The organism is Bordetella genomosp. 9 (genome assembly GCF_002119725.1).
Lineage (GTDB): Bacteria > Pseudomonadota > Gammaproteobacteria > Burkholderiales > Burkholderiaceae_B > Bordetella_C.
Map to the genome: position 1 here is coordinate 398,300 of NZ_CP021109.1, position 24,473 is coordinate 422,772.

The 24,473-nt window shown below is 59.1% G+C and carries 21 protein-coding genes and 1 pseudogene; 5 read left to right on the plus strand and 17 right to left on the minus strand.

What is annotated here, in order from left to right; translation table 11 throughout:
- Positions 1-7: 7 nt before the first annotated feature.
- Entirely contained in the window at positions 8-1,357 is a 1,350-nt protein-coding gene (locus CAL13_RS01845) for a lytic polysaccharide monooxygenase (RefSeq protein WP_232467734.1), read from the plus strand.
- Between the two features lie 120 nt (positions 1,358-1,477).
- Here the strand turns inward: CAL13_RS01845 and CAL13_RS01850 are convergent, their stop codons facing one another.
- Positions 1,478-2,083 (minus strand): carbonic anhydrase, encoded by a 606-nt coding sequence (locus CAL13_RS01850; protein ID WP_232467735.1) that lies wholly within the window; start codon positions 2,081-2,083, stop codon positions 1,478-1,480.
- 842 nt (positions 2,084-2,925) lie between these two features.
- Here CAL13_RS01850 and CAL13_RS01860 point away from each other — a divergent pair.
- Positions 2,926-4,275 carry a protein-disulfide reductase DsbD family protein gene (locus CAL13_RS01860; RefSeq protein ID WP_086071324.1) on the plus strand — a complete coding sequence of 450 codons (1,350 nt, stop codon included), beginning with the start codon at positions 2,926-2,928 and terminating at the stop codon, positions 4,273-4,275.
- Between the two features lie 385 nt (positions 4,276-4,660).
- Here the strand turns inward: CAL13_RS01860 and CAL13_RS21575 are convergent, their stop codons facing one another.
- The 7 genes from CAL13_RS21575 to CAL13_RS01890 all read right to left on the minus strand — a co-directional run bounded on the left by CAL13_RS21575 (position 4,661) and on the right by CAL13_RS01890 (position 11,965).
- The gene (locus tag CAL13_RS21575) at positions 4,661-4,783 is read right to left on the minus strand and encodes a hypothetical protein (protein ID WP_269768189.1); all 123 of its coding nucleotides are present in this window, start codon (positions 4,781-4,783) and stop codon (positions 4,661-4,663) included.
- Positions 4,784-4,968: 185 nt separating this feature from the next.
- Positions 4,969-5,934 (minus strand): hypothetical protein, encoded by a 966-nt coding sequence (locus tag CAL13_RS21110; protein ID WP_157664777.1) that lies wholly within the window; start codon positions 5,932-5,934, stop codon positions 4,969-4,971.
- Between the two features lie 95 nt (positions 5,935-6,029).
- Positions 6,030-6,737, minus strand: a complete 708-nt coding sequence (locus CAL13_RS01870) for a response regulator transcription factor (RefSeq protein ID WP_086071326.1) — start codon at positions 6,735-6,737, stop codon at positions 6,030-6,032.
- Between the two features lie 63 nt (positions 6,738-6,800).
- A complete protein-coding gene (locus CAL13_RS21115) occupies positions 6,801-8,060 on the minus strand; it encodes a hypothetical protein (RefSeq protein ID WP_157664778.1) in 1,260 nt (419 codons plus the stop codon).
- Positions 8,061-8,078: 18 nt separating this feature from the next.
- A complete protein-coding gene (locus CAL13_RS01880) occupies positions 8,079-10,532 on the minus strand; it encodes a CS1-pili formation C-terminal domain-containing protein (protein ID WP_198297892.1) in 2,454 nt (817 codons plus the stop codon).
- 130 nt (positions 10,533-10,662) lie between these two features.
- The gene (locus CAL13_RS01885) at positions 10,663-11,145 is read right to left on the minus strand and encodes a CS1 type fimbrial major subunit (protein WP_086071329.1); all 483 of its coding nucleotides are present in this window, start codon (positions 11,143-11,145) and stop codon (positions 10,663-10,665) included.
- Between the two features lie 61 nt (positions 11,146-11,206).
- Positions 11,207-11,965: a hypothetical protein gene (locus CAL13_RS01890; RefSeq protein WP_198297893.1), complete on the minus strand. Its 759-nt coding sequence runs from the start codon at positions 11,963-11,965 to the stop codon at positions 11,207-11,209.
- Positions 11,966-12,704: 739 nt separating this feature from the next.
- Between CAL13_RS01890 and CAL13_RS01895 the strand changes: the two genes are divergently transcribed.
- The gene (locus CAL13_RS01895; protein WP_157664779.1) at positions 12,705-13,457 is read left to right on the plus strand and encodes an FkbM family methyltransferase; all 753 of its coding nucleotides are present in this window, start codon (positions 12,705-12,707) and stop codon (positions 13,455-13,457) included.
- A 316-nt stretch (positions 13,458-13,773) separates the two neighbouring features.
- The gene (locus CAL13_RS01900; RefSeq protein WP_086071332.1) at positions 13,774-15,018 is read left to right on the plus strand and encodes an EAL domain-containing response regulator; all 1,245 of its coding nucleotides are present in this window, start codon (positions 13,774-13,776) and stop codon (positions 15,016-15,018) included.
- 498 nt (positions 15,019-15,516) lie between these two features.
- Here CAL13_RS01900 and CAL13_RS01905 read toward each other — a convergent pair whose 3' ends face one another.
- The 3 genes and pseudogenes from CAL13_RS01905 to CAL13_RS01915 form a co-directional block, all read right to left on the minus strand.
- Positions 15,517-16,002 (minus strand): hypothetical protein, encoded by a 486-nt coding sequence (locus CAL13_RS01905; RefSeq protein WP_157664780.1) that lies wholly within the window; start codon positions 16,000-16,002, stop codon positions 15,517-15,519.
- A gap of 572 nt (positions 16,003-16,574) precedes the next feature.
- A pseudogene (locus tag CAL13_RS01910) lies at positions 16,575-16,836 on the minus strand (site-specific integrase); the annotation flags it as partial.
- Between the two features lie 355 nt (positions 16,837-17,191).
- Positions 17,192-17,491, minus strand: a complete 300-nt coding sequence (locus CAL13_RS01915) for an H-NS histone family protein (RefSeq protein ID WP_086073470.1) — start codon at positions 17,489-17,491, stop codon at positions 17,192-17,194.
- 180 nt (positions 17,492-17,671) lie between these two features.
- Here CAL13_RS01915 and CAL13_RS21120 point away from each other — a divergent pair, with 180 nt between their 5' ends.
- Positions 17,672-17,989: a hypothetical protein gene (locus CAL13_RS21120; protein WP_157664781.1), complete on the plus strand. Its 318-nt coding sequence runs from the start codon at positions 17,672-17,674 to the stop codon at positions 17,987-17,989.
- Between the two features lie 494 nt (positions 17,990-18,483).
- On the opposite strand, the gene CAL13_RS01925 is transcribed toward CAL13_RS21120, so the two are convergent.
- From CAL13_RS01925 to CAL13_RS01950, 6 genes are all read right to left on the minus strand, one after another.
- Entirely contained in the window at positions 18,484-20,091 is a 1,608-nt protein-coding gene (locus tag CAL13_RS01925; protein ID WP_086071335.1) for an insecticidal delta-endotoxin Cry8Ea1 family protein, read from the minus strand.
- Positions 20,092-20,550: 459 nt separating this feature from the next.
- Positions 20,551-20,724 carry a hypothetical protein gene (locus tag CAL13_RS01930; protein ID WP_157664782.1) on the minus strand — a complete coding sequence of 58 codons (174 nt, stop codon included), beginning with the start codon at positions 20,722-20,724 and terminating at the stop codon, positions 20,551-20,553.
- Between the two features lie 395 nt (positions 20,725-21,119).
- Entirely contained in the window at positions 21,120-21,896 is a 777-nt protein-coding gene (locus tag CAL13_RS01935) for a class I SAM-dependent methyltransferase (protein WP_086071337.1), read from the minus strand.
- 153 nt (positions 21,897-22,049) lie between these two features.
- Positions 22,050-22,958, minus strand: a complete 909-nt coding sequence (locus CAL13_RS01940; RefSeq protein WP_086071338.1) for a LysR family transcriptional regulator — start codon at positions 22,956-22,958, stop codon at positions 22,050-22,052.
- Positions 22,959-23,330: 372 nt separating this feature from the next.
- Positions 23,331-24,152: an IS3 family transposase gene (locus CAL13_RS01945; protein ID WP_086071339.1), complete on the minus strand. Its 822-nt coding sequence runs from the start codon at positions 24,150-24,152 to the stop codon at positions 23,331-23,333.
- A complete protein-coding gene (locus CAL13_RS01950; protein ID WP_232467811.1) occupies positions 24,149-24,406 on the minus strand; it encodes a transposase in 258 nt (85 codons plus the stop codon). The genes CAL13_RS01945 and CAL13_RS01950 overlap by 4 nt, the downstream gene beginning before the upstream one ends.
- Positions 24,407-24,473: the final 67 nt, after the last annotated feature.

Consider the following 24,473-nt stretch of genomic DNA (forward strand, 5'->3'; position numbering starts at 1 on the left):
GAGATCAATGATGACAACGATTCGCCGCAATATTCCCCGTCACGGCCATGTCTTCTCGCCGGAATCCAGAGCCGTATTCGCCTATCTGAATGGCGATCTTGTGGAGAACGACCAGAACTCGCTGGAGGCGGGCAAATTCTTCCCCGCTACGGAGGGGAATCTAACAGACCCTATCGCGCCGACCGATATCAAGAACAATCCCCCTCCGGCCGACGGACAAATTGCGAGTGCTGGCTGGCCGTACGCCCGTTTGTTGGACGAGCCGGGAACCCATTGGCGCAAACATAAGGTTCGCGCGGGCCAGCCCCTGACGGTTTCCTGGAATTATTCCGCCGCCCACGTGACTCGGCGTTGGGTGTACTTCATGACCAAGAGGGGCTGGGATCCCCAACAGAAGCTGACGCGAGCCTCCTTCGAGGATAAGCCGTTCTTCACGGTCGAACTGCGCGCTCAGCCATACTGGGAGCACACCGACGCCCTTTGGCCGCCTTCGCCGACGGTACATGACGTAGTCTTGCCCAATCGGGAGGGGTATCACGTCATGCTGGCGATCTGGGAAGTGGCAAATACCGGTGCCGCCTTCTACCAAGTGATCGATCTCGACTTTGAGGCCAGCGGTGGGGGCGGCGAGCGTCCGAATCCGCCATCCCAGGTTCAGGCCGAGGTTGTGGCATCGACCGCGGCTGACCTGACATGGAGTGCGGCAACGGGGGGACAACCCATCGCCTACTACACCGTTCATCGTGACGGCAGCGTACTGGCGCGGGTCGATGCACCGTTTCGAAACTATCATGATGGCAGCCTCGCCGCGGACACCGAATACACGTACTTCATCTCCGCGACAGACGTCGATGGCAACCAATCCCTGCCGAGTCATACCGTCGTCATTCGGACTCCGGGGTCCGGGGAGGACATACCTCCCACCCCGCCTCGTGACCTACACTCAATGGAGACCACTGCCAGTTCGGTGCATCTGATGTGGGGTGGCTCCAGCGGCAGCGCGGGTATCAAGAACTATCTGGTGTACCGGAACGGCCGACAGATTGGCACCACCGAACCTTCTCGGCTCGAGTACACGGATAGCGGTTTGGCCGCCAACACCGAGTATCGCTATTTTGTCGCGGCACTCGACAATCAAGGGCGATTGTCAGTGCCCAGCAACGTGCTGACGGTGAAGACACGAGGCGATGGCGGTGCCATTCCGGAATGGGCGCCCAACGTGCCATACGAAGTGGGCGACAAGGTGACCTACTCTGGCCGCACCTATCAATGCCTGCAGGCGCATCCATCGAACTCCGGCTGGACTCCGGTCGACACCATCAATATCCTGTGGAAGGAGGTAGCCGTGCGACGATAGCGGAGGAGTTCTGGCCCTCGTCCCATGAGGGCCAGAACCACGCGTCTGCGTTTGCTCTGGCGGCCCCGTTTTCCGGGACCGTCTTTCCTTTCGGCGCGGCCGCGAAATGGCTGATGCCTGTCAGCCACCGGACTGAACTGGCCTGCCGTTCAGAGGTTGCACCGGGCGCGCGTTCATTGGATACAGCTGCTGGAAAGCCTGCAACTGTTCCGCCGAAATCTGCATAGGTTGCTTGAGTATTCGCCATTGCACGCCTTCCGTGCACGGCGGTGTTGTCAGCGAGCCCGCAAAGGCGTAGTACGACCGTTCGGCTGGAAGCAGCGCATTGGCTTGGATACCACCCGGAATCTTGATGGCCGTCCCTACTCGCGCGGACATTGTCGAGAACACCTTTTCAAGCAGCGGGCTGTGCTCGCCAACCTCGAACAGCACGCCGACGACGGCGAGGCGACCAGCATCGCTCCGATGCACAAGATGCGCCACCAACGGATAGGCTTTGCCATCGATCCGTTCTTCGCTCGGCGTGTGGAAATGGAACTGCAGCAGCTTGTACTTGCCGTCCTGCAGCGCGATGGTACCCCCGTCGGCAAGGTCGACTTGAATCGTATGGCCATTGTTGATCACGTTGGCCACGCTCTGGCGATAGTCGAATGCGATCGCCGGTAGATCGGCGTCGACGACATCCCGGATATCGATCGGGGACTGCTCCTTGCCAAGCTTGCACATGGCGTAGTCCTGGGCGAGATCGCCCCATTTTCCTGCTCCTGTCTCTCCGTGGTAGCTCCATGAGGGAGAGGACTGCGCCGCATGATCGGCGGCATTTGCCTGAGGCGATATATGCCCATCTCGATCACAACCTGATCCTGCGCGCGTACGACCGCCCTCCATCGGGCATGCAGGGCTATCTAATCACGCCCCGTGCGGCTCGCCGGTTGGTCGCCCACGCGAATCGGATCGTTTGGCCGATCGACGAAACGCTGGACCAGTACTGGAAGCACGGACTCCGACTTTGTACTGCCCTGCCCGCGGCGATTGGGATCGCAGACACATTCGAATCGACCATTGGCGACCGCGCACCGCGTCGCCGGCCTAAATGGAGAAAGGTGCAGCGCGAGCTGATCAATGCCTCTCAAGCGTTGCAGCGCAGGCTCTTCAACTTGAAGCACTACGGCTTCCTTCGGGGCAGTGCGTGATTCCTGGGCGCTGGATTCGCGCCCTTGCGCTACCGTCCCGGAGCCCACACAAGCATCGTCCCTCCATCATCCGCCAGGATCTGACCATCGCCTAACCTTGCAAAAAAAAAGCGCCCGGCGATTTACCGGGCGCGCGAAGGTCGGAGCGGGGAGCCCTGACCGTGGAGGTAGACAACAGAACAGGTGTCGAGTCGCTAATGTACCGCTTACAACTCCTCGCATGAATCGGATTGCTCCGAAATCCATGGTGCAAATTTTCTATCTGACTCCCGCCCCTTCGTTTGACCACCATACGCGGCATAACCGCTTCTCTCTCCCGCGAACCCATCCCGAACGCTTACGCGTCGGTCAATTGCGCAACTTCGATAGTTCTACATGCATAAACTTCGCTTCATTGCATTGACATTGGCCTCTGTGCTGTTCCACGGAGTCAGCTACGCCACTTCATCCTCCATCTCGGAGCCGACACAGGCGTCTCTTGCCCTCCTGTTGTTGTTCGCGTTCATCGGCGGTGCACTGCTGAATTTGATGCCCTGCGTGCTGCCGGTGCTCTCTCTCAAGCTGCTGTCGCTAGTGACGGGCGGCAATAGCAGAGCACAATTGCGCAGCTGCGCGACTTGGTACACGGTGGGCGTCGTCACGTCGTTTGCAGTGATCGGCATCGTAATTGTCGCGGTGCAATCCACGGGCAAGGCCTTGGGGTGGGGCTTTCAACTACAGGAGCCGACCTTTGTCGCCGTTTTGGCGTGGCTGATGACGTTGATCGGCCTGAGCTTGGCGGGACATTTCACGCTGGGCGGCGGCGGCGGCGGGGCCAGTACAAAGCTGTTGAATCGGAGCGGTCGCGCCGGCGACTTCTGGACCGGTGCGTTGACCTGTGTGGTGGCAAGCCCTTGCGTGGCGCCACTGATGGGCGCCCCTTTGGCGTATGCCTTTACGGCCCCCTGGCCGCTGGCGATGGCCGTGTTCGTGACATTGGGCTTCGGCGTAGCTGCCCCGTTCCTGGTGGTCGGATTCGTACCTGGGCTGGCCAGCCGACTTCCCAAGCCCGGCGCGTGGATGGACACCTTGAAGACGGTACTCGCATACCCGATGTTTCTCACGGGAGTCTGGCTGCTGTGGGTCCTGGGACGTCAGCTCGGCATCAATGCGGTCGCTGTTGCGCTGATCGCCGTCGTAGCGCTTGCACTGGGGCTCTGGCAATACGAGCGTTCCCGATGGGCCGATCGTGTTTGGGGCAAGCGAATGGGAGCCCTGGTCATCCTGGCCAGTCTCGCCATCTCCATCAGTGCGGGAAGAATTCCTGCGACCGGTATCCCAGAGCTCAAACCTTCGAATCTGAGCATCGCGACGCCGTACACCCCGAAAGACCTTGAACGACTCCGGAACGAAGGCCGCAGTGTCTTCGTCTCCGTTACCGCGGATTGGTGCATTACCTGTATCGCGAACGAGCAGGCGGTCCTGAGCCGTGCGGAGTTTGTGGATCTGTTACGCCGCACGGAAACGGTATATATGAAGGGCGACTGGACCAACGGCGACCCGGTCGTAGATGCCTTCCTGAAGGGCCATGGGGTAGCTGGCGTCCCGCTGTATGTTCTGTATCGGGGCACTGACGACAACGCGACAACGGTCCTTCCGCAGATTCTCACGATGGACAGCATTCGTACCGCGTTGGAGCGGCAAAGAATGACCTCAAACGATACTGCGTCATTTCAGGGGCGCTAACGACTTTCGGAACGCCTCGCGCCGTATCCTCGAATAGGCGCTTCGCTGCGGCTCCGTGCCTTCGGAGAGTCCAAGGGCGCCGGGGTTGAGAGCGAAAAGCTAAAGCAGTACGATTACCCCGCCCAGGTTCCCAACCGAGGCATCGAGCCTGCCCCAACGGGCTCATTCATGCGCTTGCCCCAGCAGGCGCATTTTTTTTCGTCGAACTCACGGGAGCGCTGCGCGGACTCTGCGTCCGCCTGGCGTCTATTGGGGCACGCCACCGTTTCCGCCATGATTGGCAGAGATCGACTGCAGCCCACCGCTAGTTCGCACACCGCGCGGGCCTGCGCGGTGCTGGTCGTCAATTCCTATCCTCAGCAGCGTGCCAAGGCACCTCAAAACCTCAGCCCTCCGGCTCCGAATCGAATACCACGGTAATCGTGCCGCGGTATTTGGCGCCAGGGTGTTTCACCATATCGGCCACCCCTTGCTCGCCGACCTCGATGTGTAGTCTGGAATCGGCCATCAGAACATATCCCTCCGGTTCGATCCTGGTCTGCTGATCCGCGACCAACGGTAAGCGCGTCACCGGTTGTCCGCTTTCCGTACGCATCCTTGACATGGTCAGCGCTACATCCAGCGGTGCGCTGGCATTCTGCTCGGTACTACGGATGACGCAGCGCCCATTCTGCGGAGCACCATCCGGACATGTCAGCTTGACGCTGAAGGGGTGGATGTGGTAAAGCTGAATGGCACATCGCGGAAGATCTTTGTCGGTCGACGTCCGCTGTTCAACCACGCGCCCCAGCCCCCCGGCGGCTCCAAGACGGCGCGGTCCGAGCCGGGAGGAAGGTGAAGTTCAAACTGATGATGGACGAAGAGCTCCAGCGCAATGACGATGGACGACCTCTCCACCGTAGCCCGATCACCGAAGTCAAAGTCGCCGCCCGGCCCAATCGTGAAAGTGTGCTCGCCCCGATAGGTACCGCTGGCCATGCGCAAGGGGTTCGGTGCAACGAGTTCATACCCGATGGACGTACTGATACCGTCGAAGCGAAATCCGTGTTGAGACTGCGGAAGATCGAACTTGGGAATCTTGATACATGCACCAGCGTCTTGTGGGAATTTCCACATAAACATGTACGAAGCCGGCCAAATCGCGCCAACACCGCTCTGTTGACAGGGTTGCGGTGCAGATACCCATGAGCCCCCGATCCACAACGCCCTGTGTGATTCTACGGCATCTGGAACTCCGGTGATCTCGGAGGCAGGCGTATTCAACTCATACTTTGCTGAAAAGGCCGACACACGGAAGCTCAGAATCTCTCTTTGTCCCGTGCGATCGTTTGTCACTGGGATTTCGACAAATCGCGAGGGAACTTTAATATGTGCTGCGTCCCTTCCACCTCGCTCGGCCTCCAAATCATAAGCGATTTGTCCGATCGGTAATGAAACGCTAAATGTTCCGTTGGAAACGCATTGATTTGGAAACTCCACGCAATATCCCGACAGCGGCGTCGTGTTGACAAAGCGGTTATTAGCGGGATTCTCCACGGAAGGCTTGAACTCGGCGGTAAAGGTGATGTCTGCCGCCACCGCGTATCCCGAAAAGACCGCGGACGCCAACGCCAACGCCAACGCCAACGCCGTGGCCGCTTTCCAATTATTGCTCTTCATTTCTACCCCTCCGAACAGATCAGCCGCGCAGTTGACTTTTTAACCGCCTGGCGCTTCAAGTTTAGACGCAGGGCATTGCAAATTACTACCATGCTCTATTCCCGCCCGGATCGGCTCGGTGAGCCATCCCCCAGTAAGTCGTAAACATGATTGCGCAGCTTGTACAGCTCGCCGAGACTGCGCAGCCCGAGCTTGCGGAATGCTGAAGTCTTCTGTGTGCTGATCGTCTTGATACTGCGCGAAAACTTGGCCGCGATCTCGCTGACCGAATCGCCCTCCAGCAGGCAGCGCAGCACTTCATGCTCTCTTGAGGTCAGCACAAGCGGATCGGCGGGACGATGCCTGATCCGCTCGCCCGCCTCCCCCATCGGCACACCGATCTCAGCTGCCACCGGCTCACTGACATAGCGCTTGCCGCTGGCGACGGCCCGGATTGCAGCAGACACCTCCGACATCGGCCTGTCCTTGCTGACATAGCCGCTGGCGCCGGCCCTAAGCGCCAATGAGATGGTTGCCGGGCTGCGCAACCCTGACGCCACTACGATGGCAGTGGCGGGATGACGGCTACGCAGTAGACGTATCAGATTCAAGCCATCAATGTCCCCGGGCCCCAGCACGTAATCGATCAGCAACAGATCCGCCGGCGATCGGCCAAGATGCTCCAGCAGATCGACGCTCGCGCGGAACAAACCGGCCACCTGAATACGCGGATCCTTGGCGAGGCATTGCTCCAGCCCCTTCAAGACCACCGGGTGATCGTCCAACACCGCAACCCGCAGCGGTAAGCTCGTTTTCCAATTCATGGTTCTTCCTGCCACGCGAGACAATGCCCTCTTATCAATAGCGTGCCGAGGCATGCCATAACCTTAGCCTTCCGGCTCAGAATCAAATACCACGGTAATCGTGCCGCGGTATTTGGCGCCAGGGTGTTTCACCATATCGGCCACCCCTTGCTCGCCGACCTCGATGTGTAGTCTGGAATCGCCCATCAGAACATATCCCTCCGGTTCGATCCTGGTCTGCTGATCCGCGACCAACGGTAAGCGCGTCACCGGTTGTCCGCTTTCCGTACGCATCCTTGACATGGTCAGCGCTACATCCAGCGGTGCGCTGGCATTCTGCTCGGTACTACGGATGAGGCAGCGCCCATTCTGCGGAGCACCGTCAGGGCACGTCAGCTTGACGCTGAACGGGGTCGATGTGGTGAAGCTGAATGGCACATCGCGGAAGATCTTTGTCGGTCGACGCCCGCTGTTCACCCACGCGCCCCAGCCACCCGACGGCTCCAGCACGGCGCGGTCCGAGCCTGGAGGAAGGTGCAGTTCAATCTGATGATGGACGAAGAGCTCCAGTCCGATGACGATGGACGACTTCTCCACTGTGGCCCGATCACCAAAGTCAAAGTCGCCGCCCGGGCCAATCGTGAAGGTGTGCTCGCCCCGATAGGTGCCGCTGCTCATTTTCAATGGATTCGGTGTAACCAGCTCATAGCCGATAGAGGTGTTGGGACCGTCGAAACGAAACCCATGCTCAGACTGCGGAAGATCGAACTTGGGAATCTTGATGCAGGCGCCCGGACCCACAGGGAAATTCCACAAGAACGTGTAATGCAAATCTGAAAGATATCCCATACCGGTGCCGCTACAGGGCGCCGGAGCATTCACCCACGAGGATCCGTGCCATAGCGATCGGTGTCCTGCTTGGGGGTTTTCAGCGCCCGTAATGGTCGTCACTGGGGTATTCAATCTATACGCTGTAGAGAAAGATGACACACGGAAGTTGAGGATCTCGCTAGCACCTGTTCGGTCGTTTACCACCTGAACCTGGACAAACTGCGATGGTAATTTGATATGCGCCGCTTCTCTGCCGCCCCGATCCGCCTCCAAATCAAACTGAACTTGCCCAATTGGCAATGCCACGCTGAACTGTCCATTCGGACAATGTTCTGGAAACGAGGCGCAGTACCCGGACTGCGGCGTCGTGTTGATAAAGCGGTTATGCGTGGGGTTCCCCACCGAGGGCTTGAACTCCGCGGTAAAGGTGATATCCGCCGCCACCGTCCGGCCCGCAAAGAGTGCTGCTCCTACCGCCAAGGCAATGGCCGCTTTCCAACTATTGCTCTTCATTTCCACCCTCCGGTCAGATCAGCCGCGTGGCTGAAGTTTCTCGTCCTGGCGTACCACCTGCTGCGCACCGCACTGCAGGTCCCCCACCATCAACGTATCGGCATCACGCTCGATATTCGGGCCGTCAAGTGAGAGCTCGCACTGCGCCACGTCGCGATGCCGGATGGTCACCGTTGGCGTCCGCTCGCTCATCTCCAGCGTAAAGAACCCATCGGCCTCCGTCACCGCCCGACCAGCGTGGTTCACCACATGCGCGCCCTTCAGCGGCTCCCCTTCTTCATCCACCACGCGGCCCATCACGGTGACGGTCTTCATCACGCGCACCTTCTGGTAGCCCACACCGCCCTTGTTGAGGTGATAAGAGCCTAGCGCGGGTTGCACCGCGGCCGCCGGCGCGTCGCCGCCATCAAAATCGAACTGCAGCTTGCCAGGGCGATACGCCGTGACCGGTACGAAGTTGCGACCCGGCTTCAACGTCGCACTGCCGCCGTGGCTATCGAACGCGCGCAAGGGCACTTCAGGAAGGTCCGACTCAACGTCGACGATCATGCCCGTGTCCCGACCCAGCATCTCGGAGCTCCCCGAGGCCGCAACCGCGCCCCCGCCCACGGCCATCGAGCTGTACAGATTGACACCGCCGCTCAGCGTGCCTCCGATCGAAGAGCGACTTGCGAACACGTCGCCATGTGCCAGCCTATGCTGAATCAACGCGTTGCCAGTCACGCCGATCCCGTAACGATCGCCAGTAGCACTCGCACCCACGCGCTTGATAATGTCGCCGTTCAAATCTTGCTGTACGCCCGCCGTAAAGTACTGGTCCCGACCACCGTTGGAAGCCGAACGCGTACCGACGCTGGCGTGGTACCGGCGTCCTTCCTTGCCAAGCATAAAGTTCAACGTCACATCGACGCCGCGGTTGCGGCGGCCGTTCAGCAGGCCCGCGGGGCGATCGAATGCCGACACACGCCAGTTGAGTTCGGTGCCGAAGAGCGTGTGGCGATGAGAGAGACCCAGATCGAGCCCAAGACCACTGGTCACCCCACTGCTGTGCGAAACCCGCCCCGTCAGAGCCGACGCTGACCCAATACGGTGGTGCACGGAAACGCCGCTGTTCTTGACGTTGCCGGCTCGCCGTTGTGCCAACGGATCGGCGTACTGCCAAGTGCGATTGTGATTCAGCGTAACCGTACCGCCGTTATAGCGGAACATTGCCTGGACGTCGGTCCCCATGCCATGCTGCGTCGAGTGATACAAGTTGGCATAAATGTTGGCCATATTGCTGACCTGCCAGTCCAACGATCCGCCGATCGAGCGATTACTGCCGATCTGCTGCGCCGACGCGCCGACGATCACGCGAGGATGCGCGAGATAGTTGATCACGCCGCCCATCGCCATATCGTTTTCGACGCTGCGGTCGCCGCTATCCAGCAAGCTACGCTGTTGCCCGGCAAAGACGGCGTATCGCCAGCGCTTTTCCAGATTGCGCCAGTTGTTCGGCTTGTATATCAATTCCGTTCGCGTGGACGTGACGTTACCGTCCTCGACCACCCGCACTTCGACCTCATAGATTCCGCCGGGAAGACGGCGCGTATCCAGCGCTTGCAGTCCCGGCTCGACTGGTTGGCTATGCATCATGACGCCATTGCGGTACACCTCGACGGTGCCCTGGCGATTGGCCGTGACATAGACGGGATAAAGGCTTGGCTTCTCGCTGGCAATCTCGAGGGCATCAGAGGTACCGGCCATCACGCCGAATGTTGTCGCGGGCAGCCCGCCGGGCGTACGCGGCGGACGGACGGCGCCTTGCATATCCGGAACAAAGAAGCCACCACGAACGAAATGCCCCTCCATTTCACGCTGCAGATACGCCCGCGGCGCCGAGTACTGGCGAGTCGAGTAGGTATCCGCACTCTGGGCTGCCAGCAGGCTACCCACCGCGGTCCAGTTGCCGACGCTACCGACCAGGTCGACGCTGTAGCGGCCCGCCAGGCTCTGCCGCTGGCCGCCGGTTACATTGAGGTTGTTGTGAAGAATCACGCCACGGCTGCCGGCTTCCGGCAAGGCGTAATATTTTGCCGTGGTCTGATCCCGCTCTGCCGCATTCGTGGCGATGCTCAACACCGAATTTTCCAGGCTGTAATGCAGCGCCATCAATCCGGCCTCGCACTTGCCTTCGCACTGGCCGAGACGGCGCGGTTCAGCCAGGTATGTGGCCCAACGTTGTCGCTCCTCCGGCGCGAGCGTACTGCCTTCGAAATCCGTGAACTCGATCAACTGGATCTCCGCAGTACGTGAAAGGGTCACGAGTGCATCGCCAAGATACTGGCCGTCTCGCTCCACGCGCACGCCCAGCGGCACCTCGAAGAAGTGTTCACGAAAATCCTCCGGCAGTTGCTCCGCTTGCTGAAGCACGGACAGAGCAGCTGCGGGCGGCTGAACGACAGCATGGCTGCTCGAAGCGAACGCCGCCATAGTCAACAACGTGGAATATACAAGTGTCTTCAACCGCATCGCGAATCACCCAAAAATAAGGGGGGCCAAGCCCCCCTCGCCGTTCAAGGTTAAAACGTAAGATTTCGCTGGGACAGTGCGCCGCTACGTATTACGGGGCAACCGATTCGAACACCATCGCGACGGTGCCCGTGTACTTGCCGGGATTGAAAGTGTTGCCATTGGGGGCAATGTGCAGGGGATATGCACGCTCATTGGCAGCATCGGCAGCCGTGATCAGCTCCGGCGCGCTGGTTGCACCGACCGGCAGCGTCTTCTTGTTCACCTGCACGTCCAGCGCAATCGAGTTCGCGCCGTCTGCCGTCGAGATCGTCGGCTCCGAAAGCAGGTAGCCGGTGATCGGGCCAATCGTGCTCTTTGCCAGCAGGTTGCGCTGCAGGGCGCCCAGCTTGCCGTTGGTGGCATCCCACGGCATGGCCTGCACTTCGCCGGCGTTCCAGTCGCTCGTCGTCGTCACGTAGAAAGTGGAAGTCGGAATGTCGGCCGACACCGTCACGGACATGTTTTGCGTTTCGGCGACGGCAACGCCCGAGGCCAGCACCAGCGACGAAATAGCAACAAGATTCTTGAACATAATTTGATTCTCCAAATAGAGACCCCTATCGGGTCGGTTTAAAAATGCCCCGAATCAGGGCTTACTTGCCGAAGCGAACTTCACGCTTGTGTTTCCCTTCGATCAACTCGAATCGGTAGGTCCGACCTGCGGTCTTTGCTACCACCATCTTCTTTCCCGGTAGCACGTGATGCACTGTCGGGCTCTCACAATTCTTGGCGTCGGCGGCACAGTTGAAGAAAGCGTCCAGCACCACCGTCGCATTACCGTTATTGGCTACCGTGTAGGTATCGCCGCCGTCGATCAGCTTGGTGTCGTAGCGCTCCTTTGCAGGACGCACGATCACAAAGGTTCCGTAACCGGCGAGCACGTTGACACCGGCCGACATGGCTTCGTTGTATTGCTCCCGCTCTTCTTCGCTCACGGCGAACTCATCCTGCTTTTCGGGAAGCACCGGAACGAAACGGACCCGGTAATAACGTTCCCGCTCGCGTGAACCTCGATACAACAATCGCGCTGCCTGGGTTCCACCGGCAGGGACGATTAGCCTGGTCGGACTGGCCACCATTCCTTCGCCGCCTTTCTTGCTGAACGTTGCGACATCGGTAGGACGTTCGCTCGGCTTACCATCGCTGTCGTAAATCACTTCGCTGACGCTTACCTTGACGAAAGCTGTCACGTCGCCGTTGTTGCGGACACGTTTCAGCATGCTGCTTTTGCCAGGCTCGAGATAGTCGTACAAGGTGCCGATACTGATCTCCGGCGCGCTGTAGACCGGCAGGGACAACATGCCCAGCATCGCAGTCAGCAGCGCTCGCTTGCCCATTGCATTGACTCTCATGACATCTCCTTGAATAGAGAATTCATCTGAACGCTACGCTCGCGTCGTTCGCCTCGCCGCTGGTTTGGTGCTCTGCTGCGGCTCGCTTACAACGCCTTGTGCTGCTTCTTGCTACTGCACTGCGTCGACCACGGAACGAATTATGGAAGCTAGGCCTTTTTCCCTCCATCGGAACGCTCCTAAGTCGACATTCGGAATACTCCGAAAACATCTGGTATGCGCCCAGGACAGGGCTGCATATCTGTGAATTCGCATGGACGCGGTTCGCGCCGCGCTGTTCGGTCGATGCTCGAAACATATCGACGAGGAAGGCGATATGGACCGATGCCGTCGTTGCGAACAGGCAATATTGAGAGAGAGAACCCGCAATGAACCACGCCACACGCGTTTTCGGCTTGGCGATGCAAGCACCATGTAGCATCGCGTGCGTGGAAAGGAGAAAGGATGGTGAGGTAAAGCAGCGCTGCCGCGGGTATCACCCGGCAGCCGTGCATCCAGCGCGCGACGATGCCAAAACATCGAACCGCGTACTGGCCCATTAGAGAGAATTTTCGGAGCGTTCCGATGGCCCCGCGGCGACTGGATGACAAGAATAGGACATCACGCCCCGCTCGTAGGACGAGCGTGTTCGACTCTCCTCTACGGATGGTATGTCCACGTAGGCGAACGGCTGACCAATGCAGCGGCCGGTCCGAGCCGGGGCTCTCTTTCACCGACTTCTGATTCCGGTACTGGGTCCATGACACGAGCACTCAAACATCTGATCGGCCCGCAAGCCCACCTGGTTTCGCTGTTCCGTACAATTCGTGCGGTTCCGTATGGCCTGCGGCTTCCTATCTTCGGCCCTGTCTCGACGCTCAACGAGATATTGAACATTCATGACAATTTCGGCAAAGGCGAGTTGCGCCACGTTGAAATTGAGCGATATCTGCGGCAAACGGCCGCCCCCGTCATCGTTGATTGCGGCGTTAACGTCGGCATCACGGTGCGCTGGTGGCGCCATTTGAACCCGCAGGCCCGAGTGATCGGCATCGACATGATGGAGGAAGCGCACGCTTTTACGAAGGCCCGGCTCCCTGGCATGGCGGACTGGTATGAACCTGTGACGTGTGCCTTGGCTGCTCAGCCGGGCCTGAGCATGGAGATCAGCTTCGACGACCCGCTCCTGGGCGAGAACAGCGTGACGTCGGGCCCCAAGGCGCATAAGCGGCGCGTCGTGACAGCGACGTTGGACGGTGCGTTGCTCCATCAGGGGGTGCGTCAGATCGACTTGTTGAAGATCGACATCGAAGGCTATGGCGCCGAAGCGCTCAAAGGCGCGGGCAATGTCTTGCCGATGGTGCGCTACGTCTTCTTCGAGACACATTCGCGATCCGAAACCTCAGAGGCCGCCGCTTTGCTCCACAACGCCGGCTTCAATCTGATTTCATTGCGCAATCGATCGTTCGTCTATGAGAACGTCGCTGCGTGCCGGCCATCGCGGCGGAGCTGATCCCGCGCATCGACCCTTCGCATTGCGGCCAGCGTGGCCGACGCCAGAACGCCCACGAGTTGCGTCGATTCTGCCTTTTGTTCATTGAACGACCGCTCCAAGCCTTTTCTCGCCGCGTATTGTGGAGAGAATTATTGATTGGCACAGCGAATGATGCCAGCACGGCACATTTCAAATTTTTTTATTCAACATTAAGCGGCATGCAATACGCTTGATGAAGCGCCCATTGGAGACCTTGCAAGGCAAGGTCGCGTTATCATGGACTGGAATTGATCCCCCATCACCCGCGGGCGCTGTGCGGCCTGCACGTGCGACCATGCCACTGCGCTACGCCAACCTTCGCGTCCTCGTCGTAGAAGATCACCCTTTCCAGCGGCTTGCGGCCGAGGCATTGCTGCATGAGTTGGGCGTCCGTACCGTGATATCGGCCGAAGGCGGAGTGCTCGCAGCGGACATCCTGTCGAGCGCCTCGTTCGATGTAGTGCTGTGCGATATCCAGATGCCGGAAGGCAACGGGCCGGAATTGATCGCCGAACTGCATCGGCGTGGTCAAGACGCGTTTGTCGGGATCCCACCCACTTGGATCTGGATGAGCGCGCTGGCCGCCGATATCCTGGAGTCGCACCGCGCACTAGCTCGTGCAGCCGGCATCGCGCGCGTCCACGCGCTGCGCAAGCCGCTCTCGACGGAAGCCGTCGAGGAGATTCTGTCCAGTACGCTGACGAAGCAGCCCACTGGTGAAACGACGGCGCCTTGGGTGCCTGACGATGCGGAACTGCTCGACGCCGTGCAGTCGGCCGCCGGCCTGACGCTCATGCTTCAGCCTCAGTACGAACTCGCCACCGGCCGCCTAGCGGGGGCTGAGGCGCTGGTGCGTTGGCGGCATCCCGAGCACGGCCTGGTGCGGCCCGATGTCTTCATCCCGCGGCTGGAGACAATGGACGCCGCCGATCCCGTCTTTTTCTTCGTCACACGGCAATGCCTGGCGGCGCAGCAGCGATTGCGTGCGGCGAGTATCGACATCAAACTGGGCATCAACGCCTCGGCACAAACGCTGTGTCGGCCTGGTGTGCTGGAACAATTCGATGCCATGGTGGCGGGCAGCGGCCTCCCGCCATCGGTATTGGCCATCGAATTGACCGAGGGCTATCCGGTGAATAATCCGTTGGCGCTGTCGGTAACAATGAACCGATTGCGGCTGATGGGTTATGGCGTGGCGATCGACGATTTCGGCATCGGCATTGCCACGCTCAAGCTACTCGCCGATCTGCCCTTTACGCAAATGAAGCTCGATCGTTCATTCGTGAGCGATGTCAATGGGGATAACCAGCGCGCCGCCATCTGCCGCAACATGATCGCACTCGCGCGAGATCTCGGCATCGAGTGCGTGGCGGAAGGGATCGAAACTGACCCGCAGCGTGTCGCACTGCGGGCCCTGCAATGCAGGTTTGGGCAAGGCTACCTGTGGTCGGCACCAAAACCCGTGGAGGCTTTCGTCGCGGATGCCATGGAGGAACAGGAGCGCTCAAACCTGTCTCCGGGAAGCGCATCGGTATCTTAGCGGTCTACGGCCTAGACATTGGGCTCGCAACCCACCATGGCCGCGTTGATACGCGTACCCGCCTGCTGCGGCAAGTACATCTAGGCAATGTATCTGGGGCCAGACGGAAAGATCGGCTTGATCGAGAAAGACCAGATTGGACGCGCCATGTCGCAGCCGTTTTTCTCGGCAGCCGGTCTTCTCGGCACAACGAGATCAGCGGCTGCGCCCTCACCTGGCACTTATGGGTCTCGGGGCGAAGCCCTGAGTTGAATGGAAAGGACAAAAGCGGGATGGGGGCGAATGCCACCGAGTGCTTCTGTCCGGTGTATGTGCGAGACTTGTCGCGTACGTACATTCCCTATCCTGTCCGAGAGCTTGCTGCCCAGAAGTCGAAGCTGCCGTCGAGTCTGGCGCAGAAGCTGTCCTGGAGGCCGACGTGACGGTCCGCGTTGGACTCTACGGTGAAGGGGAAGGTTGGCGGTGAAGCAAAGCCCCTTGATAGGCGCGAGGCGAAACTCAGTGCTGCAGCACTTCAAGCCACTGTGCGGCCTGCCTTTGGTAGCCGTACTTGCGCAAGAGCTGGCCGAAGACCGCCCATACCTCACCGATGGGAATCCTTTGACGTAGGGCGACCAGCTCGATCGCCATACCGACCACCTGGATCGGCGACTCATTAACGAAGTGCCCAACATGCGCCTCACGCCCAACAGGAACATTACCGGTGATGAGGATGTCTTCGAGTTCGTCTTCTCTAAGCGTTCCGCGGTAGCTCACGCTCGAAGACTGAGCGGCCATCCAAAGCCAACGGCGCACCTTCAGTGGCTGCAGTGTTGTCGTGTCGAGCCCCAGCGCACGGGCAAGGGCGCGGGGGTCAGTAGCGCTCAGCATGGAAGCTAGACGCCGCGCCTGCTCCATCGACAGTCCCACCGCCCGGCATCGTTCAGCCACGGCTTGCGGCGGGTCGCCTTGCGGAAGAGGTATCAGCTGTTCCAGATTTCCCAATTGTCGGAGCACTCATTGCTATGGCAAGGCGAGCATAGCCGCTTTTCCACGCCTACCAGATTGACTTTGATTGCCGGCATGGCACCGCATGCGTGACACGGCATCACGACGTCTTCAGGACGCTTACCAGCATCAAATAGGCTCTTCAGATGATCTGCGTCTAGCCGTGGGGGCAAAGGCATGCGTTTCGTCCTCTTAGATAAATGCTTGGTTTATTCTCAGCCGCCACGGCCACGCTCTTCGCGGGTCGAGCGAATGGTCCGAATCTTCGCCAACTCAACGTCCGCCACTGCCGGCACAACGGTCCGCCCTTCACCGCCCTTCGCTATGACAGCGGGATTGGCGGCCGGCAGGTCAAACAGCGCAGACAGCCTTGCGAAGGCGGTCACTTCGCCCGCTGCCGGCGTAGCCCTTGCTGCGCCCGTAAAGTTTCTATTCTGAATATTAATAGAGTTAGTGCTAAGGCCACCGCGGTCAGATAGCCTGACGATCCGTCGCTCCACATCGACCTGTGAAAGCCGCAGCCCAGTGATTTCGGACGAGCGCATGCCGCTCTTTATGGCGAGGGTCGAGTGCTGGGACGTGAAGCGCTCGCTGCGCTGGGTCGTCCGCTTTTGGGTCGTCGACACTTCCGCCAGGTAGCGCTTTAGCGTCGCGGATACAGTCAGCTTCTCGGACCGTGCGCCAGACAGATACACACCGCGGACCATCTCGTCCTTGGTTTCTTCGCGCCCAATCCTCGGCATCGCGCTTGTTGCGGAAGGTCTTGGCCGTAGTCCGCCAGCCGATCCTGCGGATGACTGACTTCCTCGTGCCGGAAGGCGTCTTGACGATGTCGCCATGAACCTGTTCTGAGAGCTGACTGTACCGAAAATTTACTTTTCAACACCCAGAACGCACAACGGGTCACGTGGCGAAGCTGGTCGCAATGCCATTGGCTGTGGTGGCCAGGCTGATTGCCGCCTCTTAGTCCGTGCGCCATATGGACTCGTTACTGCGCACCGCAGCAAGCGCGACGCCTACCGTCAGGAACACACCTGGTTTCAGGGCGATGCTTGCCAGGTGCTCTACATCTGCAAGCCTTGCCCTACGGTAGATCCCCTCATAATCAGTCTCGCAGTCCCCATAATGTCGCCGTTAATGGATAACGCAACCCTGCTTTATGGGTCTGTGCGCAGATCCGTTCGATCTACGCTACAAGAAACCTGTTGGGGTTTTTGCCAATCCAGCCCGGGGCGCGTCCACGCCCCGACCAAGTCGTGCCGGTCTTGGGGTTTCGGTACTTCACCACGGTGGGGCGCGCAGCGGGTCCCTTATCCTTCTTGGGACGGCCGCGCCGGCGCGGCAGCAAGTCGTCCACGGTCAGGCCGTACTCGTCCATCTTGGCTCGGATCTGCGTGATTACTTCCGCCACTTCGGCTTCCCTGGCCGCTGCCAATTCTGCCTCGATTCGCTCTTTTTCCTGCAACAGCTCTCTGTACGTTGCCACGGTGTTCTCCGTCAAATATTGCCTTCAGGCCGGATCAAGAATCGTTCGGGATGCGCTATGTCAGGCTTCGGGCGGCCCAAAATTTCCACCCGCGTGGATTCGGCGACCGAATGCTACAAAGGACGACGCTCGTCAACAAGTTCGCATAAAGTTGCTGTGTCGAAATCCAGGACTCTTTTGATGAAGACTACACTGATATTGCTGGCCATGACTTCCCTTGTATTCGTGGCTAACGCTGCGCAGCAGATTCCAGAATATAAGCTCATCGAACGGGACGTACACAAAAGCAAGGGTCAAGTCTACCTTAGAGTGGAGCTCAAGGCCCCTCCCCAGACCCGCGATTCTGCTCCTATCGAGACCCTTTGCAAATCCCTGGATACCGACGGCGCTCGCAAATTCGTCGTGTTTGTGCATCTCCCTGGAGAAGGCGCTCGGTCCGCCTATGCGTTTTGTGGACGTCTTCCAAAAAGCGACGGACTTGAAGTTCGAATGCTCTAGAAAGATGATATCTGTGAAGATTACGGCACTGGCCGCTTTGACAGTGACGTGTTCCACAGCGCCGCGCTCACGGGGACTGATTTTCAGCGGGCTTACATGGCGAAGCAGGAGGCTGCGGTCATCAATTACCTCACCGGCGTGCTTGACGGTACCGGAGCGGGCCATCGATATCGGCGTAACCGCGAGCGCAGAGGCTGTCAAACGGGGTGAAGCTCTGAACGGGATTTCATGATTGCACAACGACTTCCACGTCTGGATAGGCGGCGCAAATAATCGGAGAGAAGAAGCGATAGCTCTTTGATTCCATGAAACGCCAGCGAAGGCGAATTGCCTGCCGTGGCCGCGCGGCAGCTGCTTGACGACGCTTCCGCTTCAATGGCCCCGGACCCCTCGCCCCACCAAGGCTGGATCTGCCCAAACTCATCAAAATACGAAGGGCAACAGGAGTGCTCTTTGCTTGCCCGGCCTCTTCGGCGCGTTGACGCACCTGTCGCTCACGGTCTGGTGGCCGCGTCCACCAGGCGGGCGGGCAGCACGGCGCGAAGGTGTTGGATCGCCTTCGGGTTGACCGGCCCCCTGCCACGGTCGGCCAGCTGAAAGCCGATCACCAGTCCGGAAAGGGTATTGCCGTAGCCCGGTGCGGTGCCGAATCCCCTGATGCTGGACACGATATGGTCCGCGTAGAAGGCTTCGGCGGTGGTCGGCTGCACGAGATCGCAGCTGCCAAACTGCTGGGATGCCGTGCCATCGGCGTAGATCAGCTGCAGCGCATCGACCGCATAGCCATAGCAAACCTTGACGCGCTGAATTCCACCCCGCGGTACCACGGGCTCCCAACCCGAGCATCGACCTCCCTGGCCGCCGAACGTCAGCTGGGAAGCGCCACCGGGTCCTTGTCCCACGTCGTACCGCATCGCGATCGAATCGATCTTGACGCCACTGCAAACACGGATCTCCCGCACTGGACCGCGTGGTGGCGTGACCGCAGGGAGCGTGTCCGGCGGCTGAGCGCCATCGAAGTACGAACCCATCAGGATCGAGAAGATCTCGCGATCGAGCGAAACCATGACATTGACTGGATACTCATCGGGATCGAAATACGGCCAGCAATCGCGTATATCGCGCATGGCAATCTGCTGCCTGGCCTGGAGCGCCAGCACGCTCGCAAGCGGCTCGCTCCGGTTCATCGGACCAAACGGGTTCTGTCTGACGACCCGCTCGATGTCCTTCGCACAGGTCCTGTCGACATGATCGCCGTACGCGGCGATGCAGTCCTTCAGCTGCTTGCGGTAGTCGGCAATCACACTGGGAGGCAGACCGAGATTGGCGCCTTTCAGGCACAGGTCGCGCAGCAGCCCAAGATGAAGATTGGCGGCCTGGACGAACAGCGGCAGCAAGGCGATCTCGTGCCCAGCGACGCTGAACTGCGGGATGGCTTGTACGATCGTGACATTAAGCGACTCCGATACCCGCAAGATATGGTCCCGATCGCCGGTACCGACCGCGCTCGAGTACAGCTTCATGCCATCGGTAAGCCCGACGAGCGTCTGCCGCACCAGCGCGAAGATCGCCGCATCGATCTTCTCGTCGACGACCTTGTTCATGGCGTCGACGAATTGCTGCCACAGCGCCGTGGAATCGGGGCTGGGGAACAGCCTGTCAGGGATGAAGATCGAGCCTAACAACGAGAGGACGCCGCCGATCTCGGGCACCATCGCGAGTGCCCGGATCGTCAGATCGCGAAGGGTTTTCCACCACCAGTTCGCGTCGAACGTTTCGCCAAGGGAGAACGGGCTTTGCGGCGGTGCGGAGCCGGGCCCATCACCGCCGTCATTGTCGACGCCACCACAGCCATACAGCATGGGGTAGACGCCAGCGAGGGCGATGACTATACCGGTCTGGATGAACCTGCGTCGATTGATAGGTATGGGCGTTGCACTGGCACGGGAATCGAAGCAAAACGGGAACTGGTGCTGTCCCGCTTTGCTGTTTGCACCGACAATATCCGGCTCATGCTCGTTGCCGCCATTCGGGGAATCCTTATGCGCATTTGGGACAATTCCGATTGCGCAGGGCACGCCTATCGGCGGCAGTTTCGGCATAACTAGGCAACGTAAATGTCGACCAGCATTTCGTGGAAGTCCTGCGTGTACGTCTAAATCCGCGGCGGGAACTGCGCTTCTAGCGAACTACTGTGCAGTCCCTTGCTGACATCCTCGGGCGCGACTCATCACCGCATCGACCTCGCCGTCGGCATTGACAGGAACTGCATCACAACCGCGTCTGTGGACGCCTGCCGTGCAAGTAAAGCGCCATGCTGCGGTTGACCTTTGCTCCATGCACTCCCCACCTCTTCGCCATCAGTTCTGCTCGCAGCGCCTCAATCTCAGTCCAGACCAGGTTGTCGCGCGGACCTGCGAACACGCATTCAAGCATTCCAGCTTACGCAATGATGCTGTGACTCGATTCGCACGGGAGCGGAAACTCTCGCTCGAGCAAAGCCAAAAGCCGGTAGCACACTGCCGCCGCCCGAAGCAAAAGACTCCACCGAGCTGCGCTACCTAGACGATATTTCCGGCTATCTGGTGCGCCAGGACATTCGGCGCGATCGGGACCGTTGCGTAGGGTTGTTCAAGCATGTCGTGCCGCCGGCGGAGCGCTTCATGAGGAAAAGTCATGTCGATGCCGGCCCAGACTTGGCTCGACATCCAGGACGGAGCGATGCTGCTGCTCATCGTTGGGTCTGGCCTATACCCCGGCGAGATCATTACCCTGACGGTGCCGATGCTACGACCGGACAGCTCGGTCCCCAACATCGCTGTGCCGGCGCATGGTCGCGTCCCCAAGTGCGCTTGCCTGGTGTTGCCGTTCGCGGCAGAACGGGTGCTGCAAGTGATGTCCGGGGAAAGTGGGGAACCGGGGACCCGAGCCGTTGATCGGGCAACTGAGGTTTGCTTTGGCCGCGGCCCACGCCAACGAATAAGAAGAGGTGCCGTTCGCACGCCCCCTTTTGTCATTACGCCTCGATCGTGATCTTCACGTTTTCCGGCGAGACCCCGAATGCCTCGGCTAGCCGGCGTTTCGCTTCCGCGATGGTGAACGGCACAACTGAAGGCTGCTCGGCTGCCTGCTAAACTTTCTTCGCGACCCACAAAGTCCAGCGATCTTTTTCAAAAATGGCCTGAGACTTGTCAATTTGATTGCCGATATGCTCAATAAGCTGCTCAATTTCGCCGTCGTCCAGTTCATGAAGAATGGAACGACCCGTCCGGCCGCGCAGATCTTGGGCGAGCAAATCAAAACGATCATAAACTTTACGAGTTTCCCAAAGATTCTTGGACTCAATATTCGAGAATCCTGCTTTTAACAAAGCGTCATGCACGCGCTCATCTTTCGGTCTGCGCTTGGTTTCAAACTCGGTGAGCCTGGGGAAAAGCTCAAAAAAATACCCTCGAATGTGCTCCGATGAGCCAGGTATTTGCACATCTTCAGGCGTCCGATCCTGAATGATCAACTTGCCGCCAGCGACGAGCAGGCGGTAAGCCTCGGCAAAGCAATCGTCGAAATCCTGAAGATGATGAATCAATGCACGTTCGAACACGACGTCGAAATTCTCCGAAGACAGTCCCGTGTTTTCCGCCGATCCTTGTTGAAATGACACATTGGGACGCTCCTGCGCATTTTCCCTGGCGGCAATAACCATTTGCTCCGAGAAATCGACGCCGACCACGGCAGCTACTCCTAAGTCAGCCCAGGCATTCGAGTAAATGCCTCCGCCGCAACCCACGTCCGCAATACGAGCACCTCGCGGATCGACAACATCAAGGATGGCTTTCGCCCAACCGTCGTGAGCCTCTCTGCTGGCGTACGTATATCTGTTTTTCTCAGAATGAAAGTCGATGGTCATGATAAAGAACCCTTTCTATGAATTGACCATGCCATCTTACGAAGATACTTTGGATATGTAAAATATATTAAAAATACCGATTTGAAACTTTGTAAGTTTCAATTCGGCTTCACCCATGATCCGGGCCTGAAGTCGTATCCGGAATGCAGCAAGCTATGAACTGGCCCAGCGATGCCTTCGCTCATCGGCTAGACTGGCGAACCGCCCCAACGGCGAGTCCGTTGGTGTCTCTCGGTAGGCCAGTGTGAGCGGTGTCGTGAACGCATGGTCACCCGTCAGAGGGCGATAGACCACATTCCGCGTCAGAACACATCTCAAGGTCTGCGGGAGCACTGATATGCCTCTACCGGCGGCAACCAAGGTGACTGCGGACAGTAGACGAGGAACGTCCTCCGCCACTTGCGGTGCAAATCCGGCGGATCGGCACGCAGCAAGCAACCGGTCTTGCACACCGGGGCCATCCGCCTGGCGATAAAGAACGAAGGGCTGGTCGCGCAGTTGATCCAGGCCAATCGGGTCTGTGGTTTTAGCCAGCGGATGGTCGACTGGAAGAGCCGCAACCATGGGCTCTTCGCTGAGCAAAATCGAGCGCAACGAAGGATAGCGCTCGACGTTGGAACGCACGAACGCGGCGTCGAGTTGTTGTGCCTGAACCGCATCCAGCAGCGTGCGCGTGTTGTTTTCCTGCACGCTCATCTCAATCAGTGGATAGCGCGTCCCGAAGGCCCTGAGCAGTGCGGGCACGTCTTCATGCATTGCGGCGGAACTGGTGTAGCCGACGGCGATGCGCCCTAGTTCGCCTCGGGCGCTTTTCCGAACATGCAGCACGGCTTCATCCGCTTGAGCCAACAGCCGTCTTGCTTCCACGAGGAACACCTCGCCTGCGGCGTTGAGCCGGATACGCCGGGGAGCGCGGTCGAACAACTGCACCTCCAACTCTGCCTCCAGATCCCGAATCTGCTGACTCAAGGGCGGCTGCTGGATGCCCAAGCGATGGGCGGCCCGCGTCATGTGCTCTTCTTCCGCGACGACGACGAAGTACCTGAGATGCCTCAACTCCATAGGGCTGACTCCTAGGATGAAAAAAATATCAATCAGGTACTAATTATATATTTTACATTTCCTGCGTCTACCCCTACCATCCCTGTCAAATTGACCGATGTTGAGATGACCGAAAGTATTTCGTCACCTGCATAAAACGTGGAAGAAATTAGACTTCAGGGATTAACTTTGCCACAAGTATTCAACATACCGCTCGCAATTAAATCTTCATCTTTCACTGAGATTTAATAATCGAGGTTCACCATACCAAGAAGAGTTTGAAAGTAATCAGACGCCTTCCTAAATCACTTGGTAAGGTAATCTCATGCATCGTGTTTTGGTTAAAACGCTGCTCACCGCAGCTATGTAATGACCCAGCAGAACCTGCTCAGGTTAAGCGGCTAATGCAAATGCCTCAGCCGGGGTCTTCATGCCGAGCGCCTGGTGCGGTCGTCGGTCGTTGTAAAAGCGTATCCAGTCGCCGATCACGCGGCTGGCATGCTGGATCGTCTCGAAGCGATGCCGATGTACACACTGCTCTTTGAGCGTGCGGATCACGCGCTCGACCATACCGTTTTGCTGAGGGCAATGCGGCGTGATGAACTCCTGGCGCAATCCATAGCCGCGTACCAGTGCGGTGTAGCTGCGCGACGTGAACACCAGCCCATTATCCGAGCGCAACAGGAACGGCATCGGCACGCGACCCAACGTCCCGAAGCGGGCAATCAAGGCATGTTCCAGGGCGCTGCCCGCGGTGCAGGTCTTGCCGCTGCGAGATAGGTGCCAGCCTAAGAGTTCGCGCGTATGGCAGTCGATCACCAGCGCCAGCGTTGCCCAACCGTCCCGGCCAGCCCACACCCGGCACATATCCGTGGACCAGCGCTCGTTCGGCATCGTTGCCACCGATGGCAGGGCCTGGATCCGGGGCCTGAACCCGATCGGCCGCTTACGAACCTGCCAGCCCATCAACTGGAACACGCGTTGCACGGTGTTCTTGTTGAACCCCAGCAGATGCGCCACCGTCCGGTACCCAAACGACGGCGATTCCTCGATCATTGCCTTGATCGGCACGGCGAACTTGGGATCGGCCTTGGGCGCGGACTTCACCGGCTTGTAGTACACCGTGCGGCGCGGCACACCGAACCAGCGACACAGCTTGGCGATCGAGACGGTGATACCGTCGGCTTGCAGTCCCTGGCGGATCGTCTCGATCACTTCTCGTCCTCGCCCAGCAGGGACTGCAATTTTTTTCTGGCGCGCAGCTCCAGCATCGCTTCGCCGTACGCCTCTTGCAGGTCTTTAAGCTGGCGCTCGTACTGCTCACGCACATCCTGCGGGTTGGCTCGCAGGGCGTTCTCCATACCCCGCTTGCCGTCATCGACCCACTGCTCGACTTCCGATGGTGACAGGTCGTATTGGCGGCTCGCCTCGGCCACTGTCGTCTTGCCCTGAATGATGTCCAGCACCAGCGCGCTTTTGCGCTTGGCTGTTCAGCGTTTGATGTCTTCTTCCATCTTCGTGCTCATCGTCATTTCC